The organism is Pseudomonas fluorescens (genome assembly GCF_001623525.1).
Classification (GTDB): Bacteria; Pseudomonadota; Gammaproteobacteria; order Pseudomonadales; family Pseudomonadaceae; genus Aquipseudomonas; species Aquipseudomonas fluorescens_Q.
Genome location: NZ_CP015225.1, coordinates 5,585,773 through 5,611,498, shown reverse-complemented (window position 1 = coordinate 5,611,498; position 25,726 = coordinate 5,585,773). Strand labels below are relative to the sequence as shown.

19 protein-coding genes, 6 tRNA genes and 3 rRNA genes are annotated in these 25,726 nt (G+C 55.6%); 5 read left to right on the top strand and 23 right to left on the bottom strand.

Annotation, left to right across the window (positions count from 1 at the left end):
• Positions 1 to 29: 29 nt before the first annotated feature.
• The 21 genes from rpoB to tyrS form a co-directional block, all read right to left on the bottom strand.
• Positions 30 to 4,103, bottom strand: coding sequence for a DNA-directed RNA polymerase subunit beta (gene rpoB, locus TK06_RS24245; RefSeq protein WP_013694338.1), 4,074 nt, complete (start codon positions 4,101 to 4,103; stop codon positions 30 to 32).
• A 220-nt stretch (positions 4,104 to 4,323) separates the two neighbouring features.
• Positions 4,324 to 4,689, bottom strand: coding sequence for a 50S ribosomal protein L7/L12 (gene rplL, locus TK06_RS24240; RefSeq protein ID WP_007970414.1), 366 nt, complete (start codon positions 4,687 to 4,689; stop codon positions 4,324 to 4,326).
• A gap of 78 nt (positions 4,690 to 4,767) precedes the next feature.
• Complete coding sequence (gene rplJ, locus TK06_RS24235) at positions 4,768 to 5,268, bottom strand: 50S ribosomal protein L10 (RefSeq protein WP_003206099.1); 501 nt, start codon at positions 5,266 to 5,268, stop codon at positions 4,768 to 4,770.
• A 199-nt stretch (positions 5,269 to 5,467) separates the two neighbouring features.
• A complete protein-coding gene (rplA, locus tag TK06_RS24230) occupies positions 5,468 to 6,163 on the bottom strand; it encodes a 50S ribosomal protein L1 (protein ID WP_003186095.1) in 696 nt (231 codons plus the stop codon).
• Positions 6,163 to 6,594: a 50S ribosomal protein L11 gene (rplK, locus tag TK06_RS24225; RefSeq protein WP_003176435.1), complete on the bottom strand. Its 432-nt coding sequence runs from the start codon at positions 6,592 to 6,594 to the stop codon at positions 6,163 to 6,165. Before rplK ends, rplA begins: the two co-directional genes overlap by 1 nt.
• 117 nt (positions 6,595 to 6,711) lie before the next feature.
• A complete protein-coding gene (nusG, locus tag TK06_RS24220; protein ID WP_003186097.1) occupies positions 6,712 to 7,245 on the bottom strand; it encodes a transcription termination/antitermination protein NusG in 534 nt (177 codons plus the stop codon).
• A 9-nt stretch (positions 7,246 to 7,254) separates the two neighbouring features.
• On the bottom strand, positions 7,255 to 7,623 hold the full coding sequence (gene secE / locus TK06_RS24215) for a preprotein translocase subunit SecE (RefSeq protein ID WP_003206102.1): 369 nt from the start codon (positions 7,621 to 7,623) through the stop codon (positions 7,255 to 7,257).
• A gap of 45 nt (positions 7,624 to 7,668) precedes the next feature.
• A tRNA-Trp gene (locus TK06_RS24210) sits at positions 7,669 to 7,744 on the bottom strand.
• 53 nt (positions 7,745 to 7,797) lie between these two features.
• Complete coding sequence (gene tuf / locus TK06_RS24205) at positions 7,798 to 8,991, bottom strand: elongation factor Tu (RefSeq protein WP_003186103.1); 1,194 nt, start codon at positions 8,989 to 8,991, stop codon at positions 7,798 to 7,800.
• 84 nt (positions 8,992 to 9,075) lie between these two features.
• Positions 9,076 to 9,151: transfer RNA gene (locus TK06_RS24200), tRNA-Thr, on the bottom strand.
• A gap of 26 nt (positions 9,152 to 9,177) precedes the next feature.
• A tRNA-Gly gene (locus tag TK06_RS24195) sits at positions 9,178 to 9,251 on the bottom strand.
• 24 nt (positions 9,252 to 9,275) lie between these two features.
• A tRNA-Tyr gene (locus TK06_RS24190) sits at positions 9,276 to 9,360 on the bottom strand.
• 142 nt (positions 9,361 to 9,502) lie between these two features.
• Positions 9,503 to 9,958 carry a hypothetical protein gene (locus TK06_RS24185; RefSeq protein ID WP_063324138.1) on the bottom strand — a complete coding sequence of 152 codons (456 nt, stop codon included), beginning with the start codon at positions 9,956 to 9,958 and terminating at the stop codon, positions 9,503 to 9,505.
• 8 nt (positions 9,959 to 9,966) lie between these two features.
• Positions 9,967 to 10,716: a pantothenate kinase gene (locus TK06_RS24180; RefSeq protein ID WP_063324137.1), complete on the bottom strand. Its 750-nt coding sequence runs from the start codon at positions 10,714 to 10,716 to the stop codon at positions 9,967 to 9,969.
• Positions 10,706 to 11,662, bottom strand: coding sequence for a bifunctional biotin--[acetyl-CoA-carboxylase] ligase/biotin operon repressor BirA (gene birA / locus TK06_RS24175; RefSeq protein WP_063324136.1), 957 nt, complete (start codon positions 11,660 to 11,662; stop codon positions 10,706 to 10,708). Before birA ends, TK06_RS24180 begins: the two co-directional genes overlap by 11 nt.
• 133 nt (positions 11,663 to 11,795) lie before the next feature.
• Positions 11,796 to 11,911: ribosomal RNA gene (gene rrf / locus TK06_RS24170) — 5S ribosomal RNA — on the bottom strand.
• 169 nt (positions 11,912 to 12,080) lie between these two features.
• Positions 12,081 to 14,972, bottom strand: a 23S ribosomal RNA gene (locus TK06_RS24165).
• Between the two features lie 244 nt (positions 14,973 to 15,216).
• Positions 15,217 to 15,292: transfer RNA gene (locus TK06_RS24160), tRNA-Ala, on the bottom strand.
• Positions 15,293 to 15,322: 30 nt separating this feature from the next.
• A tRNA-Ile gene (locus tag TK06_RS24155) sits at positions 15,323 to 15,399 on the bottom strand.
• Between the two features lie 81 nt (positions 15,400 to 15,480).
• Positions 15,481 to 17,016: ribosomal RNA gene (locus TK06_RS24150) — 16S ribosomal RNA — on the bottom strand.
• The 16S, 23S and 5S rRNA genes sit together here with 2 tRNA genes alongside, the layout of an rRNA operon.
• A gap of 550 nt (positions 17,017 to 17,566) precedes the next feature.
• Positions 17,567 to 18,766: a tyrosine--tRNA ligase gene (gene tyrS, locus TK06_RS24145; RefSeq protein ID WP_063324135.1), complete on the bottom strand. Its 1,200-nt coding sequence runs from the start codon at positions 18,764 to 18,766 to the stop codon at positions 17,567 to 17,569.
• A 212-nt stretch (positions 18,767 to 18,978) separates the two neighbouring features.
• Here tyrS and TK06_RS24140 point away from each other — a divergent pair, with 212 nt between their 5' ends.
• Together TK06_RS24140 and TK06_RS24135 are read left to right on the top strand one after the other, a co-directional pair.
• Positions 18,979 to 20,397, top strand: coding sequence for a peptidoglycan DD-metalloendopeptidase family protein (locus tag TK06_RS24140; protein WP_063324134.1), 1,419 nt, complete (start codon positions 18,979 to 18,981; stop codon positions 20,395 to 20,397).
• Between the two features lie 2 nt (positions 20,398 to 20,399).
• The gene (locus TK06_RS24135) at positions 20,400 to 21,491 is read left to right on the top strand and encodes an anhydro-N-acetylmuramic acid kinase (protein WP_063324133.1); all 1,092 of its coding nucleotides are present in this window, start codon (positions 20,400 to 20,402) and stop codon (positions 21,489 to 21,491) included.
• 66 nt (positions 21,492 to 21,557) lie between these two features.
• Here TK06_RS24135 and erpA read toward each other — a convergent pair whose 3' ends face one another.
• A complete protein-coding gene (gene erpA, locus TK06_RS24130) occupies positions 21,558 to 21,908 on the bottom strand; it encodes an iron-sulfur cluster insertion protein ErpA (protein WP_003177727.1) in 351 nt (116 codons plus the stop codon).
• Between the two features lie 155 nt (positions 21,909 to 22,063).
• On the bottom strand, positions 22,064 to 23,098 hold the full coding sequence (gene argC, locus TK06_RS24125; protein WP_057449595.1) for an N-acetyl-gamma-glutamyl-phosphate reductase: 1,035 nt from the start codon (positions 23,096 to 23,098) through the stop codon (positions 22,064 to 22,066).
• Positions 23,099 to 23,233: 135 nt separating this feature from the next.
• Here argC and hemJ point away from each other — a divergent pair, with 135 nt between their 5' ends.
• Genes hemJ through TK06_RS24110 form a run of 3 tightly spaced genes read left to right on the top strand, consistent with a single transcriptional unit; the run spans position 23,234 to position 25,686 of the window.
• A complete protein-coding gene (gene hemJ, locus TK06_RS24120) occupies positions 23,234 to 23,665 on the top strand; it encodes a protoporphyrinogen oxidase HemJ (protein WP_063324132.1) in 432 nt (143 codons plus the stop codon).
• A 35-nt stretch (positions 23,666 to 23,700) separates the two neighbouring features.
• Positions 23,701 to 24,669 (top strand): NAD(P)H-dependent flavin oxidoreductase, encoded by a 969-nt coding sequence (locus tag TK06_RS24115; RefSeq protein ID WP_063324131.1) that lies wholly within the window; start codon positions 23,701 to 23,703, stop codon positions 24,667 to 24,669.
• 51 nt (positions 24,670 to 24,720) lie between these two features.
• The gene (locus TK06_RS24110) at positions 24,721 to 25,686 is read left to right on the top strand and encodes a DUF805 domain-containing protein (RefSeq protein WP_063324130.1); all 966 of its coding nucleotides are present in this window, start codon (positions 24,721 to 24,723) and stop codon (positions 25,684 to 25,686) included.
• Positions 25,687 to 25,726: the final 40 nt, after the last annotated feature.

The window sequence follows — 25,726 nt, the reverse complement described above, 5'->3', positions numbered from 1 at the left end:
ACAGCCCCGCTCTCGATTCGCGTCACGTGTTATTCGGTTTCCAGATCGATATCGATGCCGAGGGAACGAATTTCCTTGATCAACACGTTGAAAGACTCGGGCATGCCCGGCTCCATACGGTGATCGCCGTCCACGATGTTTTTGTACATCTTGGTCCGGCCGTTCACATCGTCCGACTTCACTGTGAGCATTTCTTGCAGAGTGTATGCAGCACCGTACGCTTCCAGTGCCCAGACCTCCATCTCCCCGAAACGCTGACCACCGAACTGCGCCTTACCACCCAGCGGCTGCTGGGTAACCAGGCTGTAAGAACCGGTAGAACGAGCGTGCATCTTGTCGTCTACCAAGTGGTTCAGCTTCAGCATGTACATGTAGCCAACGGTAACCGGGCGCTCGAACTTGTTGCCGGTACGGCCGTCGAACAGCTGCATCTGGCCGCTTTCTGGCAGGTCAGCCAGTTTCAGCATGGCCTTGATTTCGCTTTCCTTGGCACCGTCGAACACCGGAGTAGCCATTGGAACGCCGCCGCGCAGGTTCTTCGCCAGATCCAGGATTTCCTGGTCGGAGAAGGTGTCCAGCTCTTCGTTGCGACCGCCGATCTCGTTGTAGATCTCGTGCAAGAACTTACGCAGGTCAGCGACCTTGCGCTGCTCTTCGATCATACGGTTGATCTTCTCGCCCAAGCCCTTGGCCGCGAGGCCCAGGTGGGTTTCAAGGATCTGACCAACGTTCATACGCGAAGGTACGCCCAACGGGTTGAGGACCACATCGACCGGGGTGCCATTGGCATCGTGCGGCATGTCTTCAACCGGCATGATCACGGAGACCACACCCTTGTTACCGTGACGACCGGCCATCTTGTCGCCCGGTTGGATGCGACGACGGATTGCCAGGTAAACCTTGACGATTTTCAGCACGCCTGGAGCCAGGTCATCGCCCTGCTGCAGTTTGCGCTTCTTGTCTTCGAACTTGTCGTCCAGCAGACGGCGGCGATCAACGATATAGGCCTGGGCCTTCTCGAGCTGCTCGTTCAGAGCATCTTCAGCCATGCGCAGTTTGAACCACTGGCCATGCTCAAGACCGTCGAGAACTTCGTCGGTGATTTCCTGACCTTTCTTCAGGCCGGCGCCGCCTTCGGCTTTGTGGCCGACCAGAGCGGAGCGCAGACGCTCGAAAGTTGCGCCTTCGACGATACGGAACTCTTCGTTCAGGTCCTTGCGGATCTCGTCGAGTTGAGTCTTCTCGATCGACAGTGCACGAGCATCACGCTCAACGCCGTCGCGAGTGAAGACTTGTACGTCGATGACCGTACCCTTGGTGCCAGTAGGCACACGCAGGGAGGTGTCTTTAACGTCGCTGGCTTTTTCACCGAAGATGGCACGCAGCAGTTTTTCTTCCGGGGTCAGCTGGGTCTCGCCTTTCGGAGTGACCTTGCCCACCAGGATGTCGCCTGCGCCTACTTCAGCACCCACATAAACGATACCGGCTTCGTCCAGCTTGTTCAGTGCAGCTTCACCCACGTTCGGGATGTCCGCAGTGATTTCCTCTGGGCCAAGCTTGGTGTCACGGGCCACACAGGTCAGTTCCTGGATGTGGATCGTGGTGAAGCGGTCTTCCTGAACCACACGCTCGGACAGGCAGATGGAGTCTTCGAAGTTGAAGCCGTTCCATGCCATGAACGCGATGCGCATGTTCTGACCCAACGCCAGTTCACCCATATCGGTGGACGGACCGTCGGCCATGATATCGCTGCGCTGAACCCGATCACCCTTGCTCACCAGCGGACGCTGGTTGATGCAGGTGTTCTGGTTGGAGCGGGTGTATTTGGTCAGGTTGTAGATGTCGACACCGGCTTCGCCAGTTTCAACTTCGTCATCGGCAACACGAACCACGATACGGCTGGCGTCGACGGAGTCGATTACGCCACCACGACGAGCCACGACGCAAACGCCGGAGTCACGGGCAACGTTACGCTCCATACCGGTACCTACCAGCGGCTTGTCGGCACGCAGGGTTGGTACAGCTTGACGCTGCATGTTCGAACCCATCAACGCACGGTTGGCGTCGTCGTGCTCGAGGAACGGGATCAGCGACGCTGCAACCGAAACTACCTGCTTCGGCGATACGTCCATCAAGGTGACGTCTTCCGGCGCCTTGACGGTGAACTCGTTCAAGTGACGAACAGCTACCAGCTCGTCGACCAAGACCTTCTTGTCGTTCATCGTGGCCGAAGCCTGAGCGATCACGTGATCAGCTTCTTCGATGGCGGACAGGAACACGATCTCGTCCGTAACCAGGGCGTCTTTCACCACACGGTACGGGCTCTCGAGGAAGCCATACTGGTTGGTGCGCGCATAGGCAGCCAGGGAGTTGATCAGACCGATGTTCGGACCTTCCGGCGTTTCGATCGGGCATACACGACCGTAGTGCGTCGGGTGTACGTCACGAACTTCGAAGCCTGCACGCTCACGGGTCAGACCGCCCGGGCCGAGTGCGGAGACGCGACGCTTGTGGGTGATCTCGGACAGCGGGTTGTTCTGGTCCATGAACTGGGACAGCTGGCTCGAACCGAAGAACTCCTTCACCGCCGCAGCCACAGGCTTGGCGTTGATCAGGTCTTGCGGCATCAGGCCTTCGCTTTCAGCCATCGACAGACGTTCCTTGACCGCACGCTCTACGCGCACCAGGCCAACACGGAACTGGTTCTCGGCCATTTCGCCTACGCAACGAACACGACGGTTACCCAGGTGGTCGATGTCATCGACGATGCCCTTGCCGTTACGGATGTCGACCAGGGTCTTGAGGACAGCAACGATGTCGTCCTTGTTCAGTACACCCGAACCTTCGATTTCGGTACGACCGATACGACGGTTGAACTTCATCCGGCCGACCGCAGACAGGTCATAGCGCTCAGGGCTGAAGAACAGGTTGTTGAACAGGGTCTCGGCGGCATCCTTGGTTGGCGGCTCGCCAGGACGCATCATGCGATAGATTTCGACCAGGGCTTCCAACTGGTTGCCGGTGGAGTCGATCTTCAGCGTGTCGGAGATGAACGGACCGCAGTCGATGTCGTTGGTGTACAGGGTTTCGATACGAACGACCTGGGCCTTGGCGATTTTTGCCAGGATCTCGGTGTTCAGCTCGGTGTTGCACTCTGCCAGGATTTCGCCGGTGGCCGGATGCACGATGACCTTGGCCGTGGTGCGCCCCAGGACGTAGTCCAGAGGTACCTGCAGCTCTTTGATCCCGGCTTTTTCCAACTGGTTGATGTGGCGAGCGGTGATACGACGACCCTGCTCGACAATAACCTTGCCTTTGTCATCCTGGATATCGAGGACAGCGATTTCACCGCGCAGGCGCTGAGGCACCAGTTCCAGGCTGAGGTTTTCACCTTGCACATGGAAAACGTTGGTGGTGTAGAACGCGTCCAGCACTTCTTCGGTGGTATAGCCGAGCGCGCGCAGCAGTACCGATGCAGGCAGCTTGCGACGACGGTCGATACGCACGAATACGCAGTCTTTCGGGTCGAACTCGAAGTCCAACCACGAACCGCGGTAAGGAATGATGCGCGCAGAGTAAAGCAGTTTGCCGGAGCTGTGCGTCTTGCCACGGTCGTGGTCGAAGAACACGCCCGGAGAACGGTGCAGCTGGGAAACGATTACACGCTCGGTACCGTTGATTACGAAGGTACCGTTCTCAGTCATCAGGGGGATTTCACCCATGTAGACTTCTTGCTCTTTGATGTCCTTGATCGCTTTGTTCGACGATTCTTTGTCGAAAATGATCAGGCGCACTTTTACCCGCAAAGGTACGGCGTAAGTAACACCGCGCAATACGCATTCTTTGACATCAAATGCCGGTTCGCCCAGGCGATAACCGACGTACTCCAGCGCAGCATTGCCGGAGTAGCTGATGATCGGGAAAACGGATTTGAAGGCCGCATGCAGGCCCACGTCGCGGAACTGATCTTTAGTCGCTCCCGCTTGCAAGAATTCACGATACGAATCCAGCTGGATGGCCAGGAGGTACGGCACATCCATGACGTCCGGCAACTTGCTAAAGTCCTTGCGGATACGTTTTTTCTCAGTATATGAGTAAGCCATCAGCGTTCCCCAGCTTGGTCACCTGCTTGTTTGGCCCCTCCCGACGGGAGCAGCCAGAAAATCGTGCAAACCCCATGGTTTGCGCCACCACATAGGGTGGTTACAGCTCGCTATCGGCACCGACCCAGTCGGCTGCCAATAACGGAAAAAGGCCGGTGGCAAGAGCCACCAGCCATCAGCCTGTCGCTTAACGCTCGGGCTGGAGACGCAAAGTCGATGCTTACTTCAGCTCGACTTTAGCGCCTGCTTCTTCCAGAGCGGCCTTGGCTTTGTCAGCTGCGTCTTTGGCAACAGCTTCCAGAACCATGGCAGGAGCGCCGTCAACTACAGCCTTGGCTTCTTTCAGGCCCAGACCGGTCAGTTCACGTACTGCCTTGATCACGTTTACTTTCTTCTCGCCAGCTTCGGTCAGCATGACGTTGAATTCGGTTTGCTCTTCAGCAACGGCAGCAGCAACAGCTGGACCAGCGGAAGCAGCAGCAGCGGTAACACCGAATTTTTCTTCGAAAGCTTTGATCAGCTCAACAACTTCCATTACGGACATGTTGCCAACGGCTTCGAGGATATCGTTTTGAGAGATAGACATGACTCTAAATTCCTGGATTGGGGGACGGCCTACGCGACCATCGAAATAAACAAAAAACGCGAAAAGGAGTGTCGAGCCTTAGGCTGCGGCAGCTTCTTTCTGGTCGCGCAGTGCCGCCAGAGTACGAGCCAACTTGCTGGTTGCGCCTTGAATCACGCTCATCAGCTGAGAAATTGCTTCGTCACGGGTCGGCAGAGTTGCCAGTACGTCGATCTGGTTAGCTGCGAGGAACTTGCCCTCGAACGCAGCTGCCTTAATCTCGAACTTGTCCTGACCTTTGGCGAATTCCTTGAACAAACGGGCAGCAGCGCCAGGATGTTGGGTGGAGAACGCGATCAAGGTCGGGCCGGTGAACACGTCGTTGAGGACACTGTATTCAGTGTCAGCAACAGCGCGCTTGAGCAGGGTGTTACGTACAACACGTACATAAACGCCAGCTTCACGAGCCTCTTTACGGAGTCCGGTCATAGCGCCTACTGTTACGCCACGGGCATCAGCCACGACAGCGGACAGAGCAGCTTTGGCAGCCTCGTTGACTTCAGCGACGATGGCCTTCTTGTCTTCGAGTTTAATTGCCACGGGTTTAACTCCTGCTTGTTACCGTTTCATCCGGTCGAAACCGAATGTCGTTTTGGTGTCTGATTCGGTAAGGAACCGGGAGCACCATCTGCGTAGGCTTGTGGTTTAAGACTTGCGTCGCCTACGGTCTTGGACAGCCCCCGCCAGGCAGGGACCCCAATTTTTTTGATTGGCGCAATTACTTGCGCCAATCCGAGTCTTACGCGTCGAGCGAGCTCTGATCGATAACCAGACCTGGGCCCATAGTGGTGCTCAGGGTAACGCGCTTGACGTAGATACCTTTCGAAGAAGCTGGCTTGATACGCTTCAGATCAGCGATCAGGGCTTCAACGTTTTCCTTCAGCTTGACGGCATCGAAGCCGATCTTGCCAACGGAAGTGTGGATGATGCCGTTTTTGTCGGTGCGATAACGAACCTGACCAGCCTTGGCGTTTTTAACCGCAGTGGCTACGTCTGGCGTTACGGTGCCGACTTTAGGGTTAGGCATCAGACCACGTGGACCGAGGATCTGACCCAACTGACCTACAACGCGCATGGCATCCGGGGATGCGATCACTACGTCATAGTTCAGGTCGCCGCCCTTCATTTCAGCAGCCAGATCGTCCATGCCTACGCGATCAGCACCAGCAGCCAGAGCAGCTTCAGCTGCTGGGCCCTGGGTGAAGACAGCTACACGAACGGTCTTGCCAGTGCCGTGTGGCAGCACGGTAGCGCTACGAACGACCTGGTCGGATTTACGTGGGTCAACGCCCAGGTTCACAGCAACGTCGAACGACTCGCTGAACTTGACAGTCGACAGCTCAGCCAGCAGAGCGGCGGCGTCTACAAAGTTGTAGGCCTTGCCTGCTTCGATTTTGCCGGCGATAGCCTTTTGACGCTTGGTCAGCTTAGCCATTACACACCCTCCACGTTAAGGCCCATGCTACGAGCAGAACCGGCGATAGTACGCACGGCTGCATCCATATCAGCTGCAGTCAGATCCGCGTTTTTGGTTTTCGCGATTTCTTCCAGCTGAGCACGGGTAACGGTGCCAACCTTAACGGTGTTTGGACGAGCGGAACCGCTGGTCAAACCTGCAGCCTTCTTCAGCAGAACCGAAGCTGGGGTGCTTTTTGTTTCGAAAGTGAAGCTACGGTCGCTGTAGACAGTGATGATCACTGGAGTCGGCAGACCTGGCTCAAGACCCTGAGTACGGGCGTTGAAGGCCTTGCAGAATTCCATGATGTTCACGCCGTGCTGACCCAGGGCAGGACCAACAGGTGGGCTTGGGTTAGCCTGAGCGGCCTTCACTTGCAGCTTGATGTAAGCGGTAATTTTCTTGGCCATGAGGCACTCCAATTACGGGTTCGAACGCCTCGAAAGGCTCCCCGGTTACTTGCGCGTTTATCCCAGTGACGACAAAACCCCACAGCCTTGGGCTGCGGGGTTGGGATGCCTGTTCAATCAGACCTTTTCGACCTGGCTGAACTCTAGCTCTACCGGAGTAGAGCGACCGAAAATGAGCACTGCCACTTGGATCCGGCTCTTTTCGTAGTTAACTTCTTCAACCGTGCCGTTAAAATCAGCGAATGGACCATCGGTGACGCGTACAACCTCACCTGGTTCAAACAGTGTCTTCGGCTTCGGCTTGTCGCTACCATCAGCGACGCGACGCAGAATCGCTTCTGCCTCTTTATCCGTGATCGGCGCAGGCTTGTCGGCGGTACCGCCAATAAAGCCCATCACCCGAGGGGTATCCTTGACCAAGTGCCAAGTCCCTTCGTTCATATCCATCTGCACCAGCACGTAGCCCGGAAAGAACTTACGTTCACTTTTGCGCTTCTGGCCATTACGCATCTCAACCACTTCTTCAGTGGGGACCAGAATCTCGCCGAAGCCATCTTCCATGCCAGCCAGCTTTACGCGCTCTACCAGCGAGCGCATGACATGCTTCTCGTAACCCGAGTAAGCATGCACAACGTACCAACGCTTAGCCACGGGACACCCTTAGCCAACAATCAAGGAAACAAGCCAGCCGAGCAGGGAATCGAGCCCCCACAACAGCAACGCCATTACCAGAACAACAGCCACAACGATCAACGTGGTCTGCGTGGTTTCTTGGCGAGTCGGCCATACGACTTTACGAATCTCGGTGCGAGCTTCCTTAGCGAGTACAAAGAAAGACTTGCCCTTGGCTGTCTGCAGGCCTACAAAGGCAGCAACAGCAGCAATGGCGAGCAATGCAAGTACGCGGTACAGGATCGGCGAAGCAGAATAATACTGATTGCCAACAACGCCAATAACCACCAAAGCGACTACCACTAGCCACTTGAGCAGATCGAAGCGAGAGCCTTGAGCTTCAGCTTTAGGAGTCATCTATGAAGATCCTGTGAAAAGAAAGCCAGACACACCGAGTGAATCTGGCAGGTCAGGAGGGAATCGAACCCCCAACCTACGGTTTTGGAGACCGTCGCTCTGCCAATTGAGCTACTGACCTAAAACAAAATCAGGCCGACCATTATGCCGGCCCGAAAAAGACATTACAACTGTTTACTCGATGACTTTGGCTACGACGCCAGCGCCGACGGTACGACCGCCTTCACGGATAGCGAAACGCAGACCGTCTTCCATCGCGATGGTCTTGATCAGGGTAACAGTCATCTGAATGTTGTCACCTGGCATTACCATCTCAACGCCTTCTGGCAGCTCGCAGTTACCAGTCACGTCAGTTGTACGGAAGTAGAACTGTGGACGGTAGCCTTTGAAGAACGGAGTGTGACGACCGCCTTCTTCCTTGCTCAGAACGTAAACTTCTGCGGTGAACTTGGTGTGCGGCTTGACGGTGCCTGGCTTGACCAGAACCTGGCCACGCTCAACGTCGTCACGCTTGGTGCCGCGCAGCAGTACGCCGCAGTTCTCGCCAGCACGACCTTCGTCGAGCAGCTTGCGGAACATTTCAACGCCGGTGCAGGTAGTTTTCTGAGTGTCGCGCAGACCGACGATCTCAACTTCTTCCTGGATACGGACGATGCCACGCTCAACACGACCAGTCACAACAGTACCGCGACCGGAGATCGAGAATACGTCTTCGATCGGCATCAGGAACGGCTTGTCGATAGCACGCTCTGGCTCTGGGATGTAGCTGTCCAGAGTTTCCACCAGCTTCTTGACAGCAGTGGTGCCCATTTCGTTGTCGTCTTGGCCGTTCAGAGCCATCAGAGCCGAACCGATGATGATTGGAGTGTCATCACCTGGGAAGTCGTAAGTGCTCAGCAGATCGCGCACTTCCATCTCAACCAGTTCCAGCAGCTCAGCGTCATCAACCATGTCAGCCTTGTTCAGGAAGACAACGATGTACGGAACGCCTACCTGACGGGACAGCAGAATGTGCTCACGGGTTTGTGGCATCGGACCATCAGCGGCCGAGCAAACCAGGATCGCGCCGTCCATCTGGGCAGCACCGGTGATCATGTTTTTTACGTAGTCGGCGTGACCTGGGCAGTCAACGTGTGCGTAGTGACGCACGGCCGAATCGTATTCAACGTGAGCGGTGTTGATGGTGATACCGCGAGCTTTCTCTTCCGGGGCGCTGTCGATCTTGTCGAAGTCAACCTTGGCCGAACCGAAAACTTCGGAGCAGACACGGGTCAGAGCAGCGGTCAGCGTGGTTTTACCGTGGTCAACGTGACCGATGGTACCGACGTTGACGTGCGGCTTATTACGTTCGAACTTTTCCTTAGCCATCGAAATCACCCCCAGGAGAAGAATTTAGCGAGTCACACAAGCCATTAAAACAAAGGCAGATATTTTCATATCTGCCTTGTTATATGGAGCTCTTGAGCGGATTTGAACCGCTGACCTCACCCTTACCAAGGGTGTGCTCTACCAACTGAGCTACAAGAGCGAAACACTTTGCACAACCTGCAAACTTGGAGCGGGTAGCGGGAATCGAACCCGCATCATCAGCTTGGAAGGCTGAGGTTCTACCACTAAACTATACCCGCGGAGCTTGCAGCTCACGCTAAAAATGGTGGAGGGGGAAGGATTCGAACCTTCGAAGTCGTAGACGTCAGATTTACAGTCTGATCCCTTTGGCCGCTCGGGAACCCCTCCTAAGCGAGCCGGCATTCTATATCATGCCAGCCTTCTGTCAAGCATTTTCTCATTAAAAACCTGAGGTTAGCTGCGTTGACGTCGCTTCGTACCGCTAACCTTTAAAGGTCTTCGCTGCGAAGCGGGCGCCATTCTATGCAAACTACCCAGCGGGTGCAACCCCCTCGCACGGCATTATTTTATGTTTTAACTCATTGAATTCTTTAGAAAGGTTTTGAAGCAACGCTTCATTCACCTTTCCCACGCTTTCCTGGGAAACCTGAACCCAGAATCCCCCACCCTCAGGGGCATTTGGCGAGTTCGGCGCAGCAGAACGACTTACGACGCCCGAGGCAGCCAATCGCTGCTCCAACTGCCTGGCCAGCTCCGGACGAACAAAACCACCCAAGTAAACACAAGTCTTTTGCGCCTCACCGGATTTACCCAGGTCGCGCCTGACAAGCGCATCCGCCGTTTCGCTCAACAGGTGAATATCCTGCTGCGAACCGCGGTACAAACTGAGCGGAGTCACATCCTTGGCGCGAAGCGGGGCCTCCTGCTGATGCCAGATGTAGTAGAAGACATTCAAAACCAGCAACAACAGAAACAACCACCGCATAGAAAACCTCAAGACAAGGGACAGGCCATCGCCAAACCGACAAAAACCAGGTCGGGCACCACCTTGGCATCAGGAACAACCCCGGAAACCAGATTGGCGTCCCCACCCGTGAGAAACACCACAAAATCCTCCCCCCAATATTGCTGCGCCAATTCAAGCTGAGTCAGGACAAACCCCCTGAGCATCAGCATGCAACCGCGCTCGACCGCTTCGACAGTTGTCCGACCTGGAGCGAGACTTTCATGGGCACGCTCGGCAGCCATATCGTCATAGCGAATTCTTCGCGTATGAGTACGCAGTTGGTTACGCATCAAAGGCATGCCCGGACAAATGAATCCGCCGAGATGCTCACCATCCGACGCCACGAAATCAGCCGTAATGGCAGTACCAAAATCAAGGACCAGGCACGCGCCCGAAGCAAGATGGTACCCACCCAGCAAGGCCAACCATCGATCAAGCCCCAACCGTTCGTAATCCTGGTAGCCGTTTTTCACCCCCGCCATTTCTCGGGCAGGCACAGCGCGGGTCACCAACACCCCAAACACATCAACGAGAGAGGCGACCAATGAATCCGTCTCCTCCGGAGTCCTTACACTAACAAGACGACATTTCTTGAGCTGGAACTTCTCGGCATTGCTCAGACTCACCAGCAAATCGCTGTCAGAGCTGACCACGCCACCTTCGACCGGCGTCACCCCATCGGCACGAAGAACACGCCATTTGATAAAGCTATTGCCGCAGTCAAGCTCAAGAATCATCACGCAACCTCAGGCTGAGCTCACCACCGCTAAAGTTTTTTTCCACACCGTCTACCTTCAAACGCAGCGCACCCTGGTGATCAATGCCCAGCACAATACCGTCAATTTTATTAACACCGGCAATCAGGGAGACAGCCCTGCCCTGCCAAAGATGGTATTGCTCCCACTCCGACTGTATTGCAGCAAACCCCGATGCGTGATGAAGCCTCAGATAGTGCTGAAGCTTCGCACCCAATCGTGCCACCAGCTCATTTCGATCAAAATCCCTTCCTGCCTCAAGACTCATGGATGTCCATTGCTGGTCGACCTCATCAGTCGATTGCATATTCACATTAATCCCCACGCCAAGGACAACGTGGCAAACGTCCGCAGGATCCCCCACCAATTCAAGCAAGATGCCCGCGATCTTCTTCTCTCCCACCAGGACATCATTAGGCCATTTCAGCCCCGCCTCAGCGATCCCCATATCACGCAGGGCATGCATGACAGCAAGCCCGACGACCAGGCTCAGCCCTTCGATCTGTCGCATACCGCCGTCAATGCGTAGCACTAGGCTGTGGTAGAGGTTTTCGGCGAACGGACTGACCCACTTACGACCACGACGACCACGACCAGCGATCTGTCGCTCAGCCAAAACCATGAACGGCGCCGCCGCCCCACGCTCGATCAAACGCAGCGCCTCGGCGTTGGTGGAGTCGATAGCGTCAAAGATATGGACAGGCCACTCGTGAAGGCCTTTTGCGCAAATCTCTGCAGCATCCAAAAGCACCAGGGGCTTAGCCAACTGATACCCCCTACCTCGAACCTTATGAACAGACAGCCCTATTTCTGCTTCCAAGTGCTGCAATTGCTTCCATACAGCACTACGACTGATACCCAGCGCAGCACCCAGCGCCTGCCCTGAATGAAAGCGACCATCCTTCAGAAGTTTTAGCAACGTGAGCATGCGGACTGCGCCCTGATAATGAGGCCCGCATGATAGCCATGCGCAAGACAGTTGCATAGAAACACAAAATGACTTTCCCGCGGGCAAAACAAAACCCCTACCTGCATCAGCAGATAGGGGTTTCGGAATTTAATCTTGACGATGACCTACTCTCACATGGGGAAACCCCACACTACCATCGGCGATGCATCGTTTCACTTCTGAGTTCGGGATGGGATCAGGTGGTTCCAATGCTCTATGGTCGTCAAGAAATTCGGTAGCCAGCGCGTGCCTTGCGGTCACGTTCCAGCGAATGGGTATGCGATAGTTTGTGTGTTGCAATCGAGTCTCTCGAACTTTCGGTTCGTTTCGTCTTCACACACCGCAATCTGGTCTCTTTCGCCTTTGGCTCGGAGCATACAAATTGCTTGGGTGTTATATGGTCAAGCCTCACGGGCAATTAGTACAGGTTAGCTCAACGCCTCACAGCGCTTACACACCCTGCCTATCAACGTCGTAGTCTTCGACGGCCCTTCAGGGGACTCAAGGTCCCAGTGAGATCTCATCTTGAGGCAAGTTTCCCGCTTAGATGCTTTCAGCGGTTATCTTTTCCGAACATAGCTACCCGGCAATGCCACTGGCGTGACAACCGGAACACCAGAGGTTCGTCCACTCCGGTCCTCTCGTACTAGGAGCAGCCCCTCTCAAATCTCAAACGTCCACGGCAGATAGGGACCGAACTGTCTCACGACGTTCTAAACCCAGCTCGCGTACCACTTTAAATGGCGAACAGCCATACCCTTGGGACCGGCTTCAGCCCCAGGATGTGATGAGCCGACATCGAGGTGCCAAACACCGCCGTCGATATGAACTCTTGGGCGGTATCAGCCTGTTATCCCCGGAGTACCTTTTATCCGTTGAGCGATGGCCCTTCCATACAGAACCACCGGATCACTAAGACCTACTTTCGTACCTGCTCGACGTGTCTGTCTCGCAGTCAAGCGCGCTTTTGCCTTTATACTCTACGACCGATTTCCGACCGGTCTGAGCGCACCTTCGTACTCCTCCGTTACTCTTTAGGAGGAGACCGCCCCAGTCAAACTACCCACCATACACTGTCCTCGATCCGGATAACGGACCTGAGTTAGAACCTCAAAGTTGCCAGGGTGGTATTTCAAGGATGGCTCCACGCGAACTGGCGTCCACGCTTCAAAGCCTCCCACCTATCCTACACAAGCAAATTCAAAGTCCAGTGCAAAGCTATAGTAAAGGTTCACGGGGTCTTTCCGTCTAGCCGCGGATACACTGCATCTTCACAGCGATTTCAATTTCACTGAGTCTCGGGTGGAGACAGCGCCGCCATCGTTACGCCATTCGTGCAGGTCGGAACTTACCCGACAAGGAATTTCGCTACCTTAGGACCGTTATAGTTACGGCCGCCGTTTACCGGGGCTTCGATCAAGAGCTTCGCGTTAGCTAACCCCATCAATTAACCTTCCGGCACCGGGCAGGCGTCACACCCTATACGTCCACTTTCGTGTTTGCAGAGTGCTGTGTTTTTAATAAACAGTCGCAGCGGCCTGGTATCTTCGACCGGCGTGGGCTTACGCAGCAAGTGCTTCACCCTCACCGGCGCACCTTCTCCCGAAGTTACGGTGCCATTTTGCCTAGTTCCTTCACCCGAGTTCTCTCAAGCGCCTTGGTATTCTCTACCCAACCACCTGTGTCGGTTTGGGGTACGGTTCCTGGTTACCTGAAGCTTAGAAGCTTTTCTTGGAAGCATGGCATCAACCACTTCGTCACCCAAAGGGTAACTCGTCATCAGCTCTCGGCCTTAGAATCCCGGATTTACCTAAGATTCCAGCCTACCACCTTAAACTTGGACAACCAACGCCAAGCTGGCCTAGCCTTCTCCGTCCCTCCATCGCAATAACCAGAAGTACAGGAATATTAACCTGTTTTCCATCGACTACGCTTTTCAGCCTCGCCTTAGGGACCGACTAACCCTGCGTCGATTAACGTTGCGCAGGAAACCTTGGTCTTTCGGCGTGGGTGTTTTTCACACCCATTGTCGTTACTCATGTCAGCATTCGCACTTCTGATACCTCCAGCAAGCTTCTCAACTCACCTTCACAGGCTTACAGAACGCTCCTCTACCGCATCACTTACGTGATACCCGTAGCTTCGGTGTATGGTTTGAGCCCCGTTACATCTTCCGCGCAGGCCGACTCGACTAGTGAGCTATTACGCTTTCTTTAAAGGGTGGCTGCTTCTAAGCCAACCTCCTAGCTGTCTAAGCCTTCCCACATCGTTTCCCACTTAACCATAACTTTGGGACCTTAGCTGACGGTCTGGGTTGTTTCCCTTTTCACGACGGACGTTAGCACCCGCCGTGTGTCTCCCATGCTCGGCACTTGTAGGTATTCGGAGTTTGCATCGGTTTGGTAAGTCGGGATGACCCCCTAGCCGAAACAGTGCTCTACCCCCTACAGTGATACATGAGGCGCTACCTAAATAGCTTTCGAGGAGAACCAGCTATCTCCGAGCTTGATTAGCCTTTCACTCCGATCCACAGGTCATCCGCTAACTTTTCAACGGTAGTCGGTTCGGTCCTCCAGTCAGTGTTACCTAACCTTCAACCTGCCCATGGATAGATCGCCCGGTTTCGGGTCTATTCCCAGCGACTAGACGCCCTATTAAGACTCGCTTTCGCTACGCCTCCCCTATTCGGTTAAGCTCGCCACTGAAAATAAGTCGCTGACCCATTATACAAAAGGTACGCAGTCACCCAACAAAGTGGGCTCCCACTGCTTGTACGCATACGGTTTCAGGATCTATTTCACTCCCCTCTCCGGGGTTCTTTTCGCCTTTCCCTCACGGTACTAGTTCACTATCGGTCAGTCAGTAGTATTTAGCCTTGGAGGATGGTCCCCCCATATTCAGACAAAGTTTCTCGTGCTCCGTCCTACTCGATTTCACTTCTAAGATCCTTTCGCGTACAGGGCTATCACCCACTATGGCCGCACTTTCCAGAGCGTTCCGCTAAAATCAAAGAAGCTTAAGGGCTAGTCCCCGTTCGCTCGCCACTACTAAGGGAATCTCGGTTGATTTCTTTTCCTCAGGGTACTTAGATGTTTCAGTTCCCCTGGTTCGCCTCTTGCACCTATGTATTCAGTACAAGATAACCATCTTATGATGGCTGGGTTCCCCCATTCAGACATCTCCGGATCACAGTCTGTTTGCCGACTCCCCGAAGCTTTTCGCAGGCTACCACGTCTTTCATCGCCTCTGACTGCCAAGGCATCCACCGTATGCGCTTCTTCACTTGACCATATAACCCCAAGCAATCTGGTTATACTGTGAAGACGACATTCGCCGAAAATTCGATCTTGCTCAAAGAGCAACTCACAAATTTTACCTTAGCCTGATCCGTTACCAGTGAAAGTAACGTTCAGTCTATCTTTCTATCACATACCCAAATTTTTAAAGAACGAACTAGTCAAAGACTAGAAATCAACATTCACCATCGTTTGATGGAATGCTCATTTCTAAGCTTTATACAATCGAAGCAGTAGTGGTGGAGCCAAGCGGGATCGAACCGCTGACCTCCTGCGTGCAAGGCAGGCGCTCTCCCAGCTGAGCTATGGCCCCGTATTTCTACAGGCGTTTCCCACACAAAATTGGTGGGTCTGGGCAGATTCGAACTGCCGACCTCACCCTTATCAGGGGTGCGCTCTAACCAACTGAGCTACAGACCCAATTTCGGGCTGCTTCTTTCGTCTTCTTCAATGAATCAAGCAATTCGTGTGGGAGCTCATGGAGTAGCTGCGGTCGTCGATTAAGGAGGTGATCCAGCCGCAGGTTCCCCTACGGCTACCTTGTTACGACTTCACCCCAGTCATGAATCACACCGTGGTAACCGTCCCCCCGAAGGTTAGACTAGCTACTTCTGGTGCAACCCACTCCCATGGTGTGACGGGCGGTGTGTACAAGGCCCGGGAACGTATTCACCGCGACATTCTGATTCGCGATTACTAGCGATTCCGACTTCACGCAGTCGAGTTGCAGACTGCGATCCGGACTACGATCGGTTTTGTGGGATTAGCTCCACCTCGCGGCTTGGCAACCCTCTGTACCGACCATTGTAGCACGTGTGTAGCCCAGGCCGTAAGGGCCATGATGACTTGACGTCATCCCCACCTTCCTCCGGTTTGTCACCGGCAGTCTCCTTAGAGTGCCCACCATAACGTGCTGGTAACTAAGGACAAGGGTTGCGCTCGTTACGGGACTTAACCCAACATCTCACGACACGAGCTGACGACAGCCATGCAGCACCTGTCTCAATGCTCCCGAAGGCACCAATCCATCTCTGGAAAGTTCATTGGATGTCAAGGCCTGGTAAGGTTCTTCGCGTTGCTTCGAATTAAACCACATGCTCCACCGCTTGTGCGGGCCCCGTCAATTCATTTGAGTTTTAACCTTGCGGCCGTACTCCCCAGGCGGTCAACTTAATGCGTTAGCTGCGCCACTAAGAGCTCAAGGCTCCCAACGGCTAGTTGACATCGTTTACGGCGTGGACTACCAGGGTATCTAATCCTGTTTGCTCCCCACGCTTTCGCACCTCAGTGTCAGTATCAGTCCAGGTGGTCGCCTTCGCCACTGGTGTTCCTTCCTATATCTACGCATTTCACCGCTACACAGGAAATTCCACCACCCTCTACCATACTCTAGCTCGACAGTTTTGAATGCAGTTCCCAGGTTGAGCCCGGGGCTTTCACATCCAACTTAACGAACCACCTACGCGCGCTTTACGCCCAGTAATTCCGATTAACGCTTGCACCCTCTGTATTACCGCGGCTGCTGGCACAGAGTTAGCCGGTGCTTATTCTGTCGGTAACGTCAAAACACTAACGTATTAGGTTAATGCCCTTCCTCCCAACTTAAAGTGCTTTACAATCCGAAGACCTTCTTCACACACGCGGCATGGCTGGATCAGGCTTTCGCCCATTGTCCAATATTCCCCACTGCTGCCTCCCGTAGGAGTCTGGACCGTGTCTCAGTTCCAGTGTGACTGATCATCCTCTCAGACCAGTTACGGATCGTCGCCTTGGTGAGCCATTACCTCACCAACTAGCTAATCCGACCTAGGCTCATCTGATAGCGCAAGGCCCGAAGGTCCCCTGCTTTCTCCCGTAGGACGTATGCGGTATTAGCGTCCGTTTCCGAGCGTTATCCCCCACTACCAGGCAGATTCCTAGGCATTACTCACCCGTCCGCCGCTCTCAAGAGAAGCAAGCTTCTCTCTACCGCTCGACTTGCATGTGTTAGGCCTGCCGCCAGCGTTCAATCTGAGCCATGATCAAACTCTTCAGTTCAAACATCTTTGGGTTTTGAGAAAACCCTAAACCTGGCTCAGCAATCGTTGGTTACATCTTTGATTTCTCGCGGAGTAACTTGTGATGCTGATAATCTGTTGACTAGCAGTCTGACTCCACAAGCACCCACACGAATTGCTTGATTCAGTTGTTAAAGAGCGGTTGGCTGAGTCTTTCGTCTCAACCGAGGCGCGCATTCTACAGCGCCCCGTACATCTGTCAAGCGGTTATTTTCAGAAGTTTTCAAAGTTTCCTTTTCAACTTCAACCACTTGCGCTTCCGATCTCTCGTTAGCGGGAGGCGAATTCTACAGCGTTACTCGCTGCTGTCAACACCTCTTTTTCACCGCTTTCGACCGAGAAGATCGAACCGCCGATAGAGCCAAACCACACCGCTCCACCCGCTCCTTCCGGACTTCGATGAACTGAAGCCCCACACCTTCGAAACTTACTTAACTCATTGAATCTAAAGGAGTTTTCCGTTTCGACTGCGCCGGAAGTGGGGCGAATTATAGACTTCCAGAATCTGCCGTCAACACCTATTTTCAGCTTTATTCAGCTTTCAGCGTAATACGCGCAAAAGCCTTCTTGCCGGCCTGACATACATGAGTAGAACCCAGCTCATATATATAGGCGCGATCCACAACCTCACCATCTACACGCACACCACCCGAACCCAGGAGATCTCGCGCCACCGCAGCGTTCTTGACCAAGCCTGCTTTATTAAGGACTGCCGCAATCGGCATATCCTCGACAGCAGTCAGCTCGATCTCCGGCAGATCATCCGGCAGCTCACCGTCCTTCATACGATTACCCGCCGCGCGATGAGCATTGGCCGCAGCCTCCTCACCGTGGAAACGAGCAACAATCTCTTCGGCCAGCTTGATCTTGATGTCTCGCGGATTGGCCCCCGCCTCGACATCGGCGCGAAACGCATTGATCTCATCCATGGACCGGAAGCTCAACAGCTCGAAGTAACGCCACATCAGCACATCAGGAATGGAGACCAGTTTGCTGTACATGACGCCGGGCGCTTCCTGAATACCTACGTAGTTGCCCAGCGACTTGGACATCTTCTTCACGCCATCCAGACCTTCCAGCAATGGCATGGTCAGAATGCACTGCGCCTCCTGACCATAGCCGCGCTGCAACTCACGCCCCATCAACAGGTTGAACTTCTGGTCAGTACCGCCGAGCTCAACGTCCGCGCGCAACGCGACCGAGTCATAACCCTGTACAAGCGGGTAGAGGAACTCATGAATGGCAATTGGCTGATTGGATTTATAGCGCTTGTCGAAATCATCGCGCTCGAGCATACGAGCTACGGTGTATTGAGACGTCAGGCGAATGAAATCCGCCGGCCCCATCTGATCCATCCAAGTGGAGTTGAAAGCCACTTCAGTCTTGGCCGGTTCAAGAATCTTGAAAACCTGAGTCTTGTAGGTCTCGGCGTTATCGAGAACCTGCTCACGAGTCAGCGGTGGGCGCGTAGCACTCTTGCCGCTTGGATCACCGATCATCCCAGTGAAGTCACCTATAAGGAAGATGACCTGGTGCCCCAGATCCTGGAACTGGCGCAGCTTATTAATAAGCACGGTATGACCCAGGTGCAGATCGGGCGCCGTTGGATCGAAACCGGCCTTGATACGCAGCGGCTGCCCGCGCTTGAGCTTTTCGATCAGCTCGGACTCGACCAACAGTTCTTCCGCACCACGTTTGATCAGCGCTAGCTGCTCTTCAACCGACTTCATAACAGACCCGTAAGGCTCAGATTCAAAGGGCCCCAACCATACAAGATCGCGCACCAAATACAAGGTTTGCCCGGCGCGCGGACGCCAATCCACAGAACAGAGCGTCCGCGGGCTTGCTTCGCAGGGGATTTGGTTATATTTTATACAGTTATTTCATCTTCATCATGTCATTCATCTTTTCCAATTCATCTTTTCAAAAGTCAAAATTACCTATGACCACAGAACCGTCTAAAGCGCCACCGCTTTACCCAAAGACCCACCTGCTTGCCGCAAGTGGCATCGCAGCCCTCCTTAGCCTGGCGCTCCTGGTGTTTCCCTCCAGCGATGTTGAGGCCAAAAAGACGACTCTGAGTCTTGAACTGGAAAGCCCTGCTGAACAACTGACACAAGAACAAGACGCCGCCGAAGCCGTTCAAGCCACAAACGAACCGGCCGCCTCTCCTTTTGCGCAGATTGAAAACAGCCCGCAAGACACCACCGAGGCAGCCGCTCAGGTAGAAGCGCCTGCTGCAGAAGAAAAGAAGGGACCTGACCATCGTGAAGTGATTGTTGCCAAGGGCGACACACTTTCCACCCTCTTCGAAAAGGTTGGCCTACCCTCGACTTCGGTCCATGAAATCCTGGCCAGCGACAAGCAAGCCAAGCAGTTCACTCAACTGCAGCGCGGCCAGAAACTCGAATTCGAACTCAATCCAGACGGACAGCTGACCAACCTGCACACCAAGCTGAGCGACCTGGAAAGCATCACCCTGACCAAAAACGACAAGGGTTATGTATTTAACCGCGTCACCGCAAAGCCTACCGTTCGCTCGGCCTACGTTCATGGCGTCATCAACAGCTCATTGTCCCAGTCGGCTGCTCGTGCCGGCCTTTCCCATAGCCTGACCATGGACATGGCCAGCGTATTTGGCTACGACATCGACTTCGCCCAGGACATTCGCCAGGGTGACGAGTTCGACATCATCTATGAGCAAAAAGTGGTCAATGGCAAGAGTGTCGGCAACGGTCCGATTCTTTCCGCGCGCTTCACCAACCGCGGCAAGACGTACACCGCAGTGCGCTACACCAACAAGCAAGGCAACAGCAGCTACTACACTGCCGACGGCAACAGCATGCGCAAGGCCTTCATCCGTACACCGGTTGATTTCGCCCGTATCAGCTCGAAGTTCTCCGCCGGTCGCAAGCATCCAATCCTGAACAAGATCCGCGCCCATAAAGGTGTCGACTACGCCGCCCCCCGTGGTACGCCAATCAAGGCCGCCGGCGACGGCAAGGTATTGCTTGCCGGACGTCGTGGCGGTTATGGCAACACCGTGATCATCCAGCACGGCAATACCTATCGCACGCTGTACGGCCACATGCAGGGCTTCGCCAAAGGCGTGAAGACGGGCGGCACTGTCAAGCAAGGCCAGGTTATTGGATACATCGGCACTACCGGCCTGTCCACCGGACCGCACTTGCATTATGAGTTCCAGGTCAACGGCGTCCACGTCGACCCACTAGGCCAGAAACTGCCGATGGCCGATCCGATCGCCAAGGCCGAGCGCGCGCGCTTCCTGGCCCAAAGCCAACCCTTGATGGCTCGCATGGATCAAGAGAAAGCCACCATGCTGGCCTCGAGCAAGCGCTAAGCATGGCGCTCTATATCGGTGTGATGTCCGGGACCAGCCTGGATGGCTTGGACATCGCACTGATCGAACTGACCCCGGCGATCAAATTGATCGCCACGCACTACATTCCAATGCCCGCCGCACTGCGCACCGAATTGCTCGGATTGTGCAGCAGTGGGCCCGATGAGATCGCCCGCTCCGCCATTACCCAGCAAAGCTGGGTAAAGCTGGCTGCGCAGGGTATCCATACCCTGCTCAACGAACAGAAACTCAAGCCTGAAGACATCACGGCGGTCGGCAGCCACGGCCAGACCATCCGCCATGAACCCGCCCGCGGATTTACCGTACAGATTGGCAATCCGGCCTTGTTGAGTGAGTTGACCCGCATCGCCGTCGTCAGTGACTTCCGCAGCCGCGACGTCGCCGCCGGTGGACAAGGCGCCCCGCTGGTTCCGGCATTTCACGAAGCACTGTTTGAAGAACGGGCTGGTAATCGTGCCGTGTTGAATGTCGGCGGTTTCAGCAATCTCAGCCTGATAGAGCCCGCAAAACCTGTAGCCGGTTTCGACTGTGGCCCAGGCAACGTATTGCTCGATGCCTGGATACACCAACAACGAGGCGAGCATTTCGATCGGGACGGTCAATGGGCTGCCAGCGGGAAAGTCGAGCCAGTCTTGCTCAAAGCACTGCTCAGCGACCCCTTCTTCGTCACCAAGGGCCCGAAAAGTACCGGGCGCGAAGTATTCAACCTGCCTTGGCTGACGCAGCATTTGTCGCAGTTGCCAGCCTTCGCCCCGGAAGACGTACAGGCAACGTTGCTCGAACTGACAGCCCTGACCATCGTCGAATCCCTTCAACATGCCCAGTCCAATACTCAAGAGTTGCTGGTCTGTGGCGGCGGCGCGCACAACCAGGCGCTCATGAAGCGCCTGGCTGAGTTGCTGCCGGATACCAAGGTCAGCAGTACGGCGGTGTATGGCGTGGACCCGGACTGGGTCGAAGCCATGGCTTTCGCCTGGCTCGCCCATTGCTGCCTTGAAGGCATTCCGGGCAATCGTCCGAGTGTTACTGGCGCCTGTGGCTTGCGCGTACTCGGCGCCATCTACCCGGCCTGAGAAAGATTATGGACAAAAAAACGCCGCAGGGCCGTAAGGCACTGCGGCGTTTTTATTGGAGCCGTCTCAGATCGAGAACGAAGAACCGCACCCACAAGTCGTGGTCGCGTTTGGGTTCTTGATCACGAACCGCGAGCCTTCCAAACCTTCCTGGTAATCCACCTCGGCACCTGCCAGGTACTGGAAGCTCATTGGATCGACCACCAGGCTGACACCTTCGCGCTCGACGATGGTATCGTCTTCGGCCACTTCCTCATCGAAAGTGAAGCCATACTGGAAGCCGGAACAACCGCCACCCGTAACAAATACGCGCAGCTTCAAACGATCATTGCCCTCTTCATCGACCAGGCTCTTCACCTTGTGCGCGGCACCGTGGGTGAATTGCAAAGCCGTGGGGGTGAAGGTTTCGACGCTCATGCTGAATATCTCCCGGCGCTTACGCCGCCATAATGCGTGATGGCGGGCATTATCCGCTTCTCCTACAAAATCGGTCAACTATTTGAAGAGCAGCGGCAAGCTACAAGTTAAAGGCTGCAAGCTTGTAGCTTAAAGCTTGCAGCTTTTAACTGTCGTTACGGCAACATCCCCGCATGGGACAGCCCCAGGCGCTCATCCAGCCCGAACAGGATGTTCAGGTTCTGCACCGCCTGGCCGGACGCGCCCTTGACCAGGTTATCGATGACCGACAACACCACCACCAGATCACCGTCCTGCGGACGATGCACGGCGATCCGGCAAACGTTCGCACCGCGCACGCTGCGAGTTTCCGGGTGGCTGCCGGCCGGCATTACGTCGACGAACGGTTCGTTGGCGTAACGCTTTTCAAACAACGCCTGCAGATCCACCGAACGATCGACGACGGTTGCATAAAGAGTGGAGTGGATGCCACGAATCATCGGCGTCAGGTGCGGCACGAAGGTCAGGCCGACCTCCTTGCCCGCAGCCCGGCGCAGCCCCTGGCGAATCTCCGGCAGATGGCGATGCCCCTTGACCGCGTACGCCTTCATGCTTTCCGACGTCTCGGAGTAAAGCGAACCGACACTGGCGCCACGCCCGGCACCGCTGACACCGGACTTACAGTCGGCAATCAGACGCGAAGCATCGGCAAGACCGGCCTCGAGCAACGGCAGGAACCCCAGCTGAGTTGCCGTCGGATAGCAACCCGGTACCGCGATCAGTCGGGCCTGCTTGATTTTCTCGCGATTGACTTCCGGCAAGCCGTAAACCGCCTCGTCGAGCAGATCCGGCGCGCCGTGAGGTTGACCGTACCACTTGGCCCATTCATCAGCGTCCTGCAGGCGGAAGTCCGCCGACAGGTCGATGACCTTGGTCCCGGCAGCCAGCAGTTCACCCGCCAGGGCGTGGGCGACACCGTGGGGCGTGGCGAAGAACACCACATCGCAGGCGCCAAGGGTCTTGACGTCCGGAACGCTGAACGCCAGGCCGTCGTAATGGCCTCGCAGGTTCGGGTACATGTCGGCGACGGCCAGGCCGGCCTCGGATCGGGAAGTGATGACCACCACCTCAGCTTGCGGATGCTGTGCCAACAGACGCAGCAGTTCGACACCGGTGTACCCCGTGCCGCCGACGATACCGACCTTGACCATAAACCTGCCCTCAACGAACCCACTGGAAAGCCGTCGATGATAGGGGCCGCAGGGCCCGGCGACAACCGCCAAGGTGACGTGCGGACGCTCTAACCTCTACTATCGGGCTACCGTGAATCCTGGGAATAACTAAAAATGCTCTATCTGTGGCTCAAAGCACTTCACATCGTCAGCATGGTCTGCTGGTTCGCCGGCCTGTTCTACCTGCCTCGCCTGTTTGTCTATCACACCCAAAGCGAAGACAGCGTCAGCAAGGAGCGCTTCAGCGTCATGGAGCGCAAGTTGTATCGCGGCATCATGGGCCCGGCGATGATTGCCACCCTGGTATTCGGCATCTGGCTGCTCAGCCTCAACGCCGGCGCCTACTTCACCCAAGGTGGCTGGATGCACGCCAAGCTGACCCTGGTCGTGCTGCTGATCGGTTACCACCATATGTGCGGCGCCCAGGTAAAGCGCTTCGCCCGTGGCGAAAACACCCGCAGCCATGTCTTTTATCGCTGGTTCAATGAAGTGCCGGTTCTGATATTGCTGGCTATCGTAATTCTGGTTGTCGTCCGACCGTTCTAATCTCCAATCAGCGTCCATTATGCGGGGTACTTGCGATGTCGTTGCCCGCTCTGCTTGAACAACGCTTGCGCCTGCCCGTCGTGGCAGCGCCAATGTTCCTGATTTCCAATCCGCAACTGGTGCTGGCCTGCTGCCGTAACGGCATCGTCGGCAGTTTTCCGGCGTTGAACCAGCGCGAAAGCAGTGGCTTCAAGGCCTGGTTGGCGGAAATCGAAGCAGGCCTGGCGACCCTGGAAAATCCGGCACCCTACGCTGTGAACCTGATCGTCCATCACAGCAACCCGCGGCTTCAAGCCGACCTGGCCATCTGCATCGAACACAAGGTACCGATTGTCATCACCAGCCTGGGCGCGGTGAAGGAGTTGGTAGATGCCGTCCATGCTTATGGCGGACTGGTGTTCCATGACGTGACGACCCGGCGTCATGCCGAGAAAGCCGCCGAAGCCGGTGTCGATGGCTTGATCGCCGTTGCCGCCGGTGCAGGCGGACACGCCGGGACCTGGAGCCCGTTCTCATTGATTGCTGAGATCCGGCAGTTTTTTGATAAGACCTTACTGCTTGCAGGATGCCTGAACCACGGTCACCAGATTCTGGCTGCACAATTGCTCGGCGCCGATCTGGCCTACTTCGGTACGCGCTTTATCGCTACGAGCGAAAGCCACGCCCCTGAAGCTTATAAAGAGATGTTGCTCACATCCAGAGCCGCAGACATCGTGCATACTCCCGCTGTATCCGGAGTGCCGGCCAGTTTCATGCGCCAGAGCCTGGAGAAGGCCGGCTTCGATCTGGCCGCTCTGCAGAGCAAGGGCGAGGTGGATTTTGGCTCGAAACTCAAACCGCTGAACGATGAAGCCAAGGCCTGGAAAACCGTATGGTCCGCGGGCCAGGGCGTGGGTGAAATCGATGATTTGCCCAGCGTCGATCAGTTGGTGGCACGCCTGGATGAAGAATACCGTCAGGCACATGCCCGGGCGGCGCAGCTTGGCGGGCAATGGCCCCGCTGAATCAGCCTGAACAAAACAACTATTCAACTTCTAGAGACAAGGATGCCGGGCATGAGCGAAACCCGTTTCAACATCGTATTCGACGGCGGCCTGATGCCGGGCGTCGATACCACCACCGCCAAACTCAACCTCGCCGAGCTGTTCAAAAGCGATGTCAGCGCCATTGAACGGCTGTTCACCGGGCGCAAGGTAGCCCTCAAAAGCAACCTGTCCCAGAGCGAGGCGCAACATTACCTGGAAGCGCTCAACAAGAGCGGGATCGATGCCAGGATCGAAGCCGAACCCGTCGTCCAACTGAACCTTGGCGAGGTACAGGAGGCACCACGGCAACCGAGTGGACGCCATCCCGATTCGATCGTCGAGCCCGCCTCGCCGTACGCGCCTCCCCGCGCCGAAGTCGGTGAAGCGCTTGCAGAGTACGGCACGCTCAAGCCCTTCAGCTTCGACGGGCGTATCGGACGCCTGCGCTACCTGGCCTGGACCATGGTGTTGACCTTGGCCCTACTGCCCTTGGTCGGCATAGGCTTCTGGTTGGCCACGGCCTGGCTGCTGGCTTCCGACTCGGTCGCGGGACTCATCGTCGGCGGCCTGCTCGCCGCAGTCGTCGTCCTTGCCTTTGCCTTCGTGAGCATCCAGTTCAACGTCCAGCGCCTGCATGATCTGGGCTGGTCGGGGTGGTTGTGGCTGATCAACCTGGTTCCCTTCGTGGGCAGCATCTTCCCCTTCATCCTCATCATCGCTCCGGGCAATACCGGCGCAAACCAGTACGGCCCCCCGCCGCCGCGCAATACCACTGCGGTCAAATTGCTGGCCTCGCTCTGGCTGGTGATGATCGTCCTGATTTTCATGGCTACCTTTGCCGGCATCTTCGGGGCCCTTCAGGAGGACTACGACAGCAGCAGCCTGAGCAGCTATGAAAGCAGTGAATACAGCAACGAAACCTCTGAAGAGCCCGCCGTCGAGGCAGCCGAGCCCGCTCCACCTTCTGTAGACTATGAAGAAGAAGAGGAACAATAAGCGCGCTTCATGCCGGTGACAGCCCAGTCAACTGGCGGCG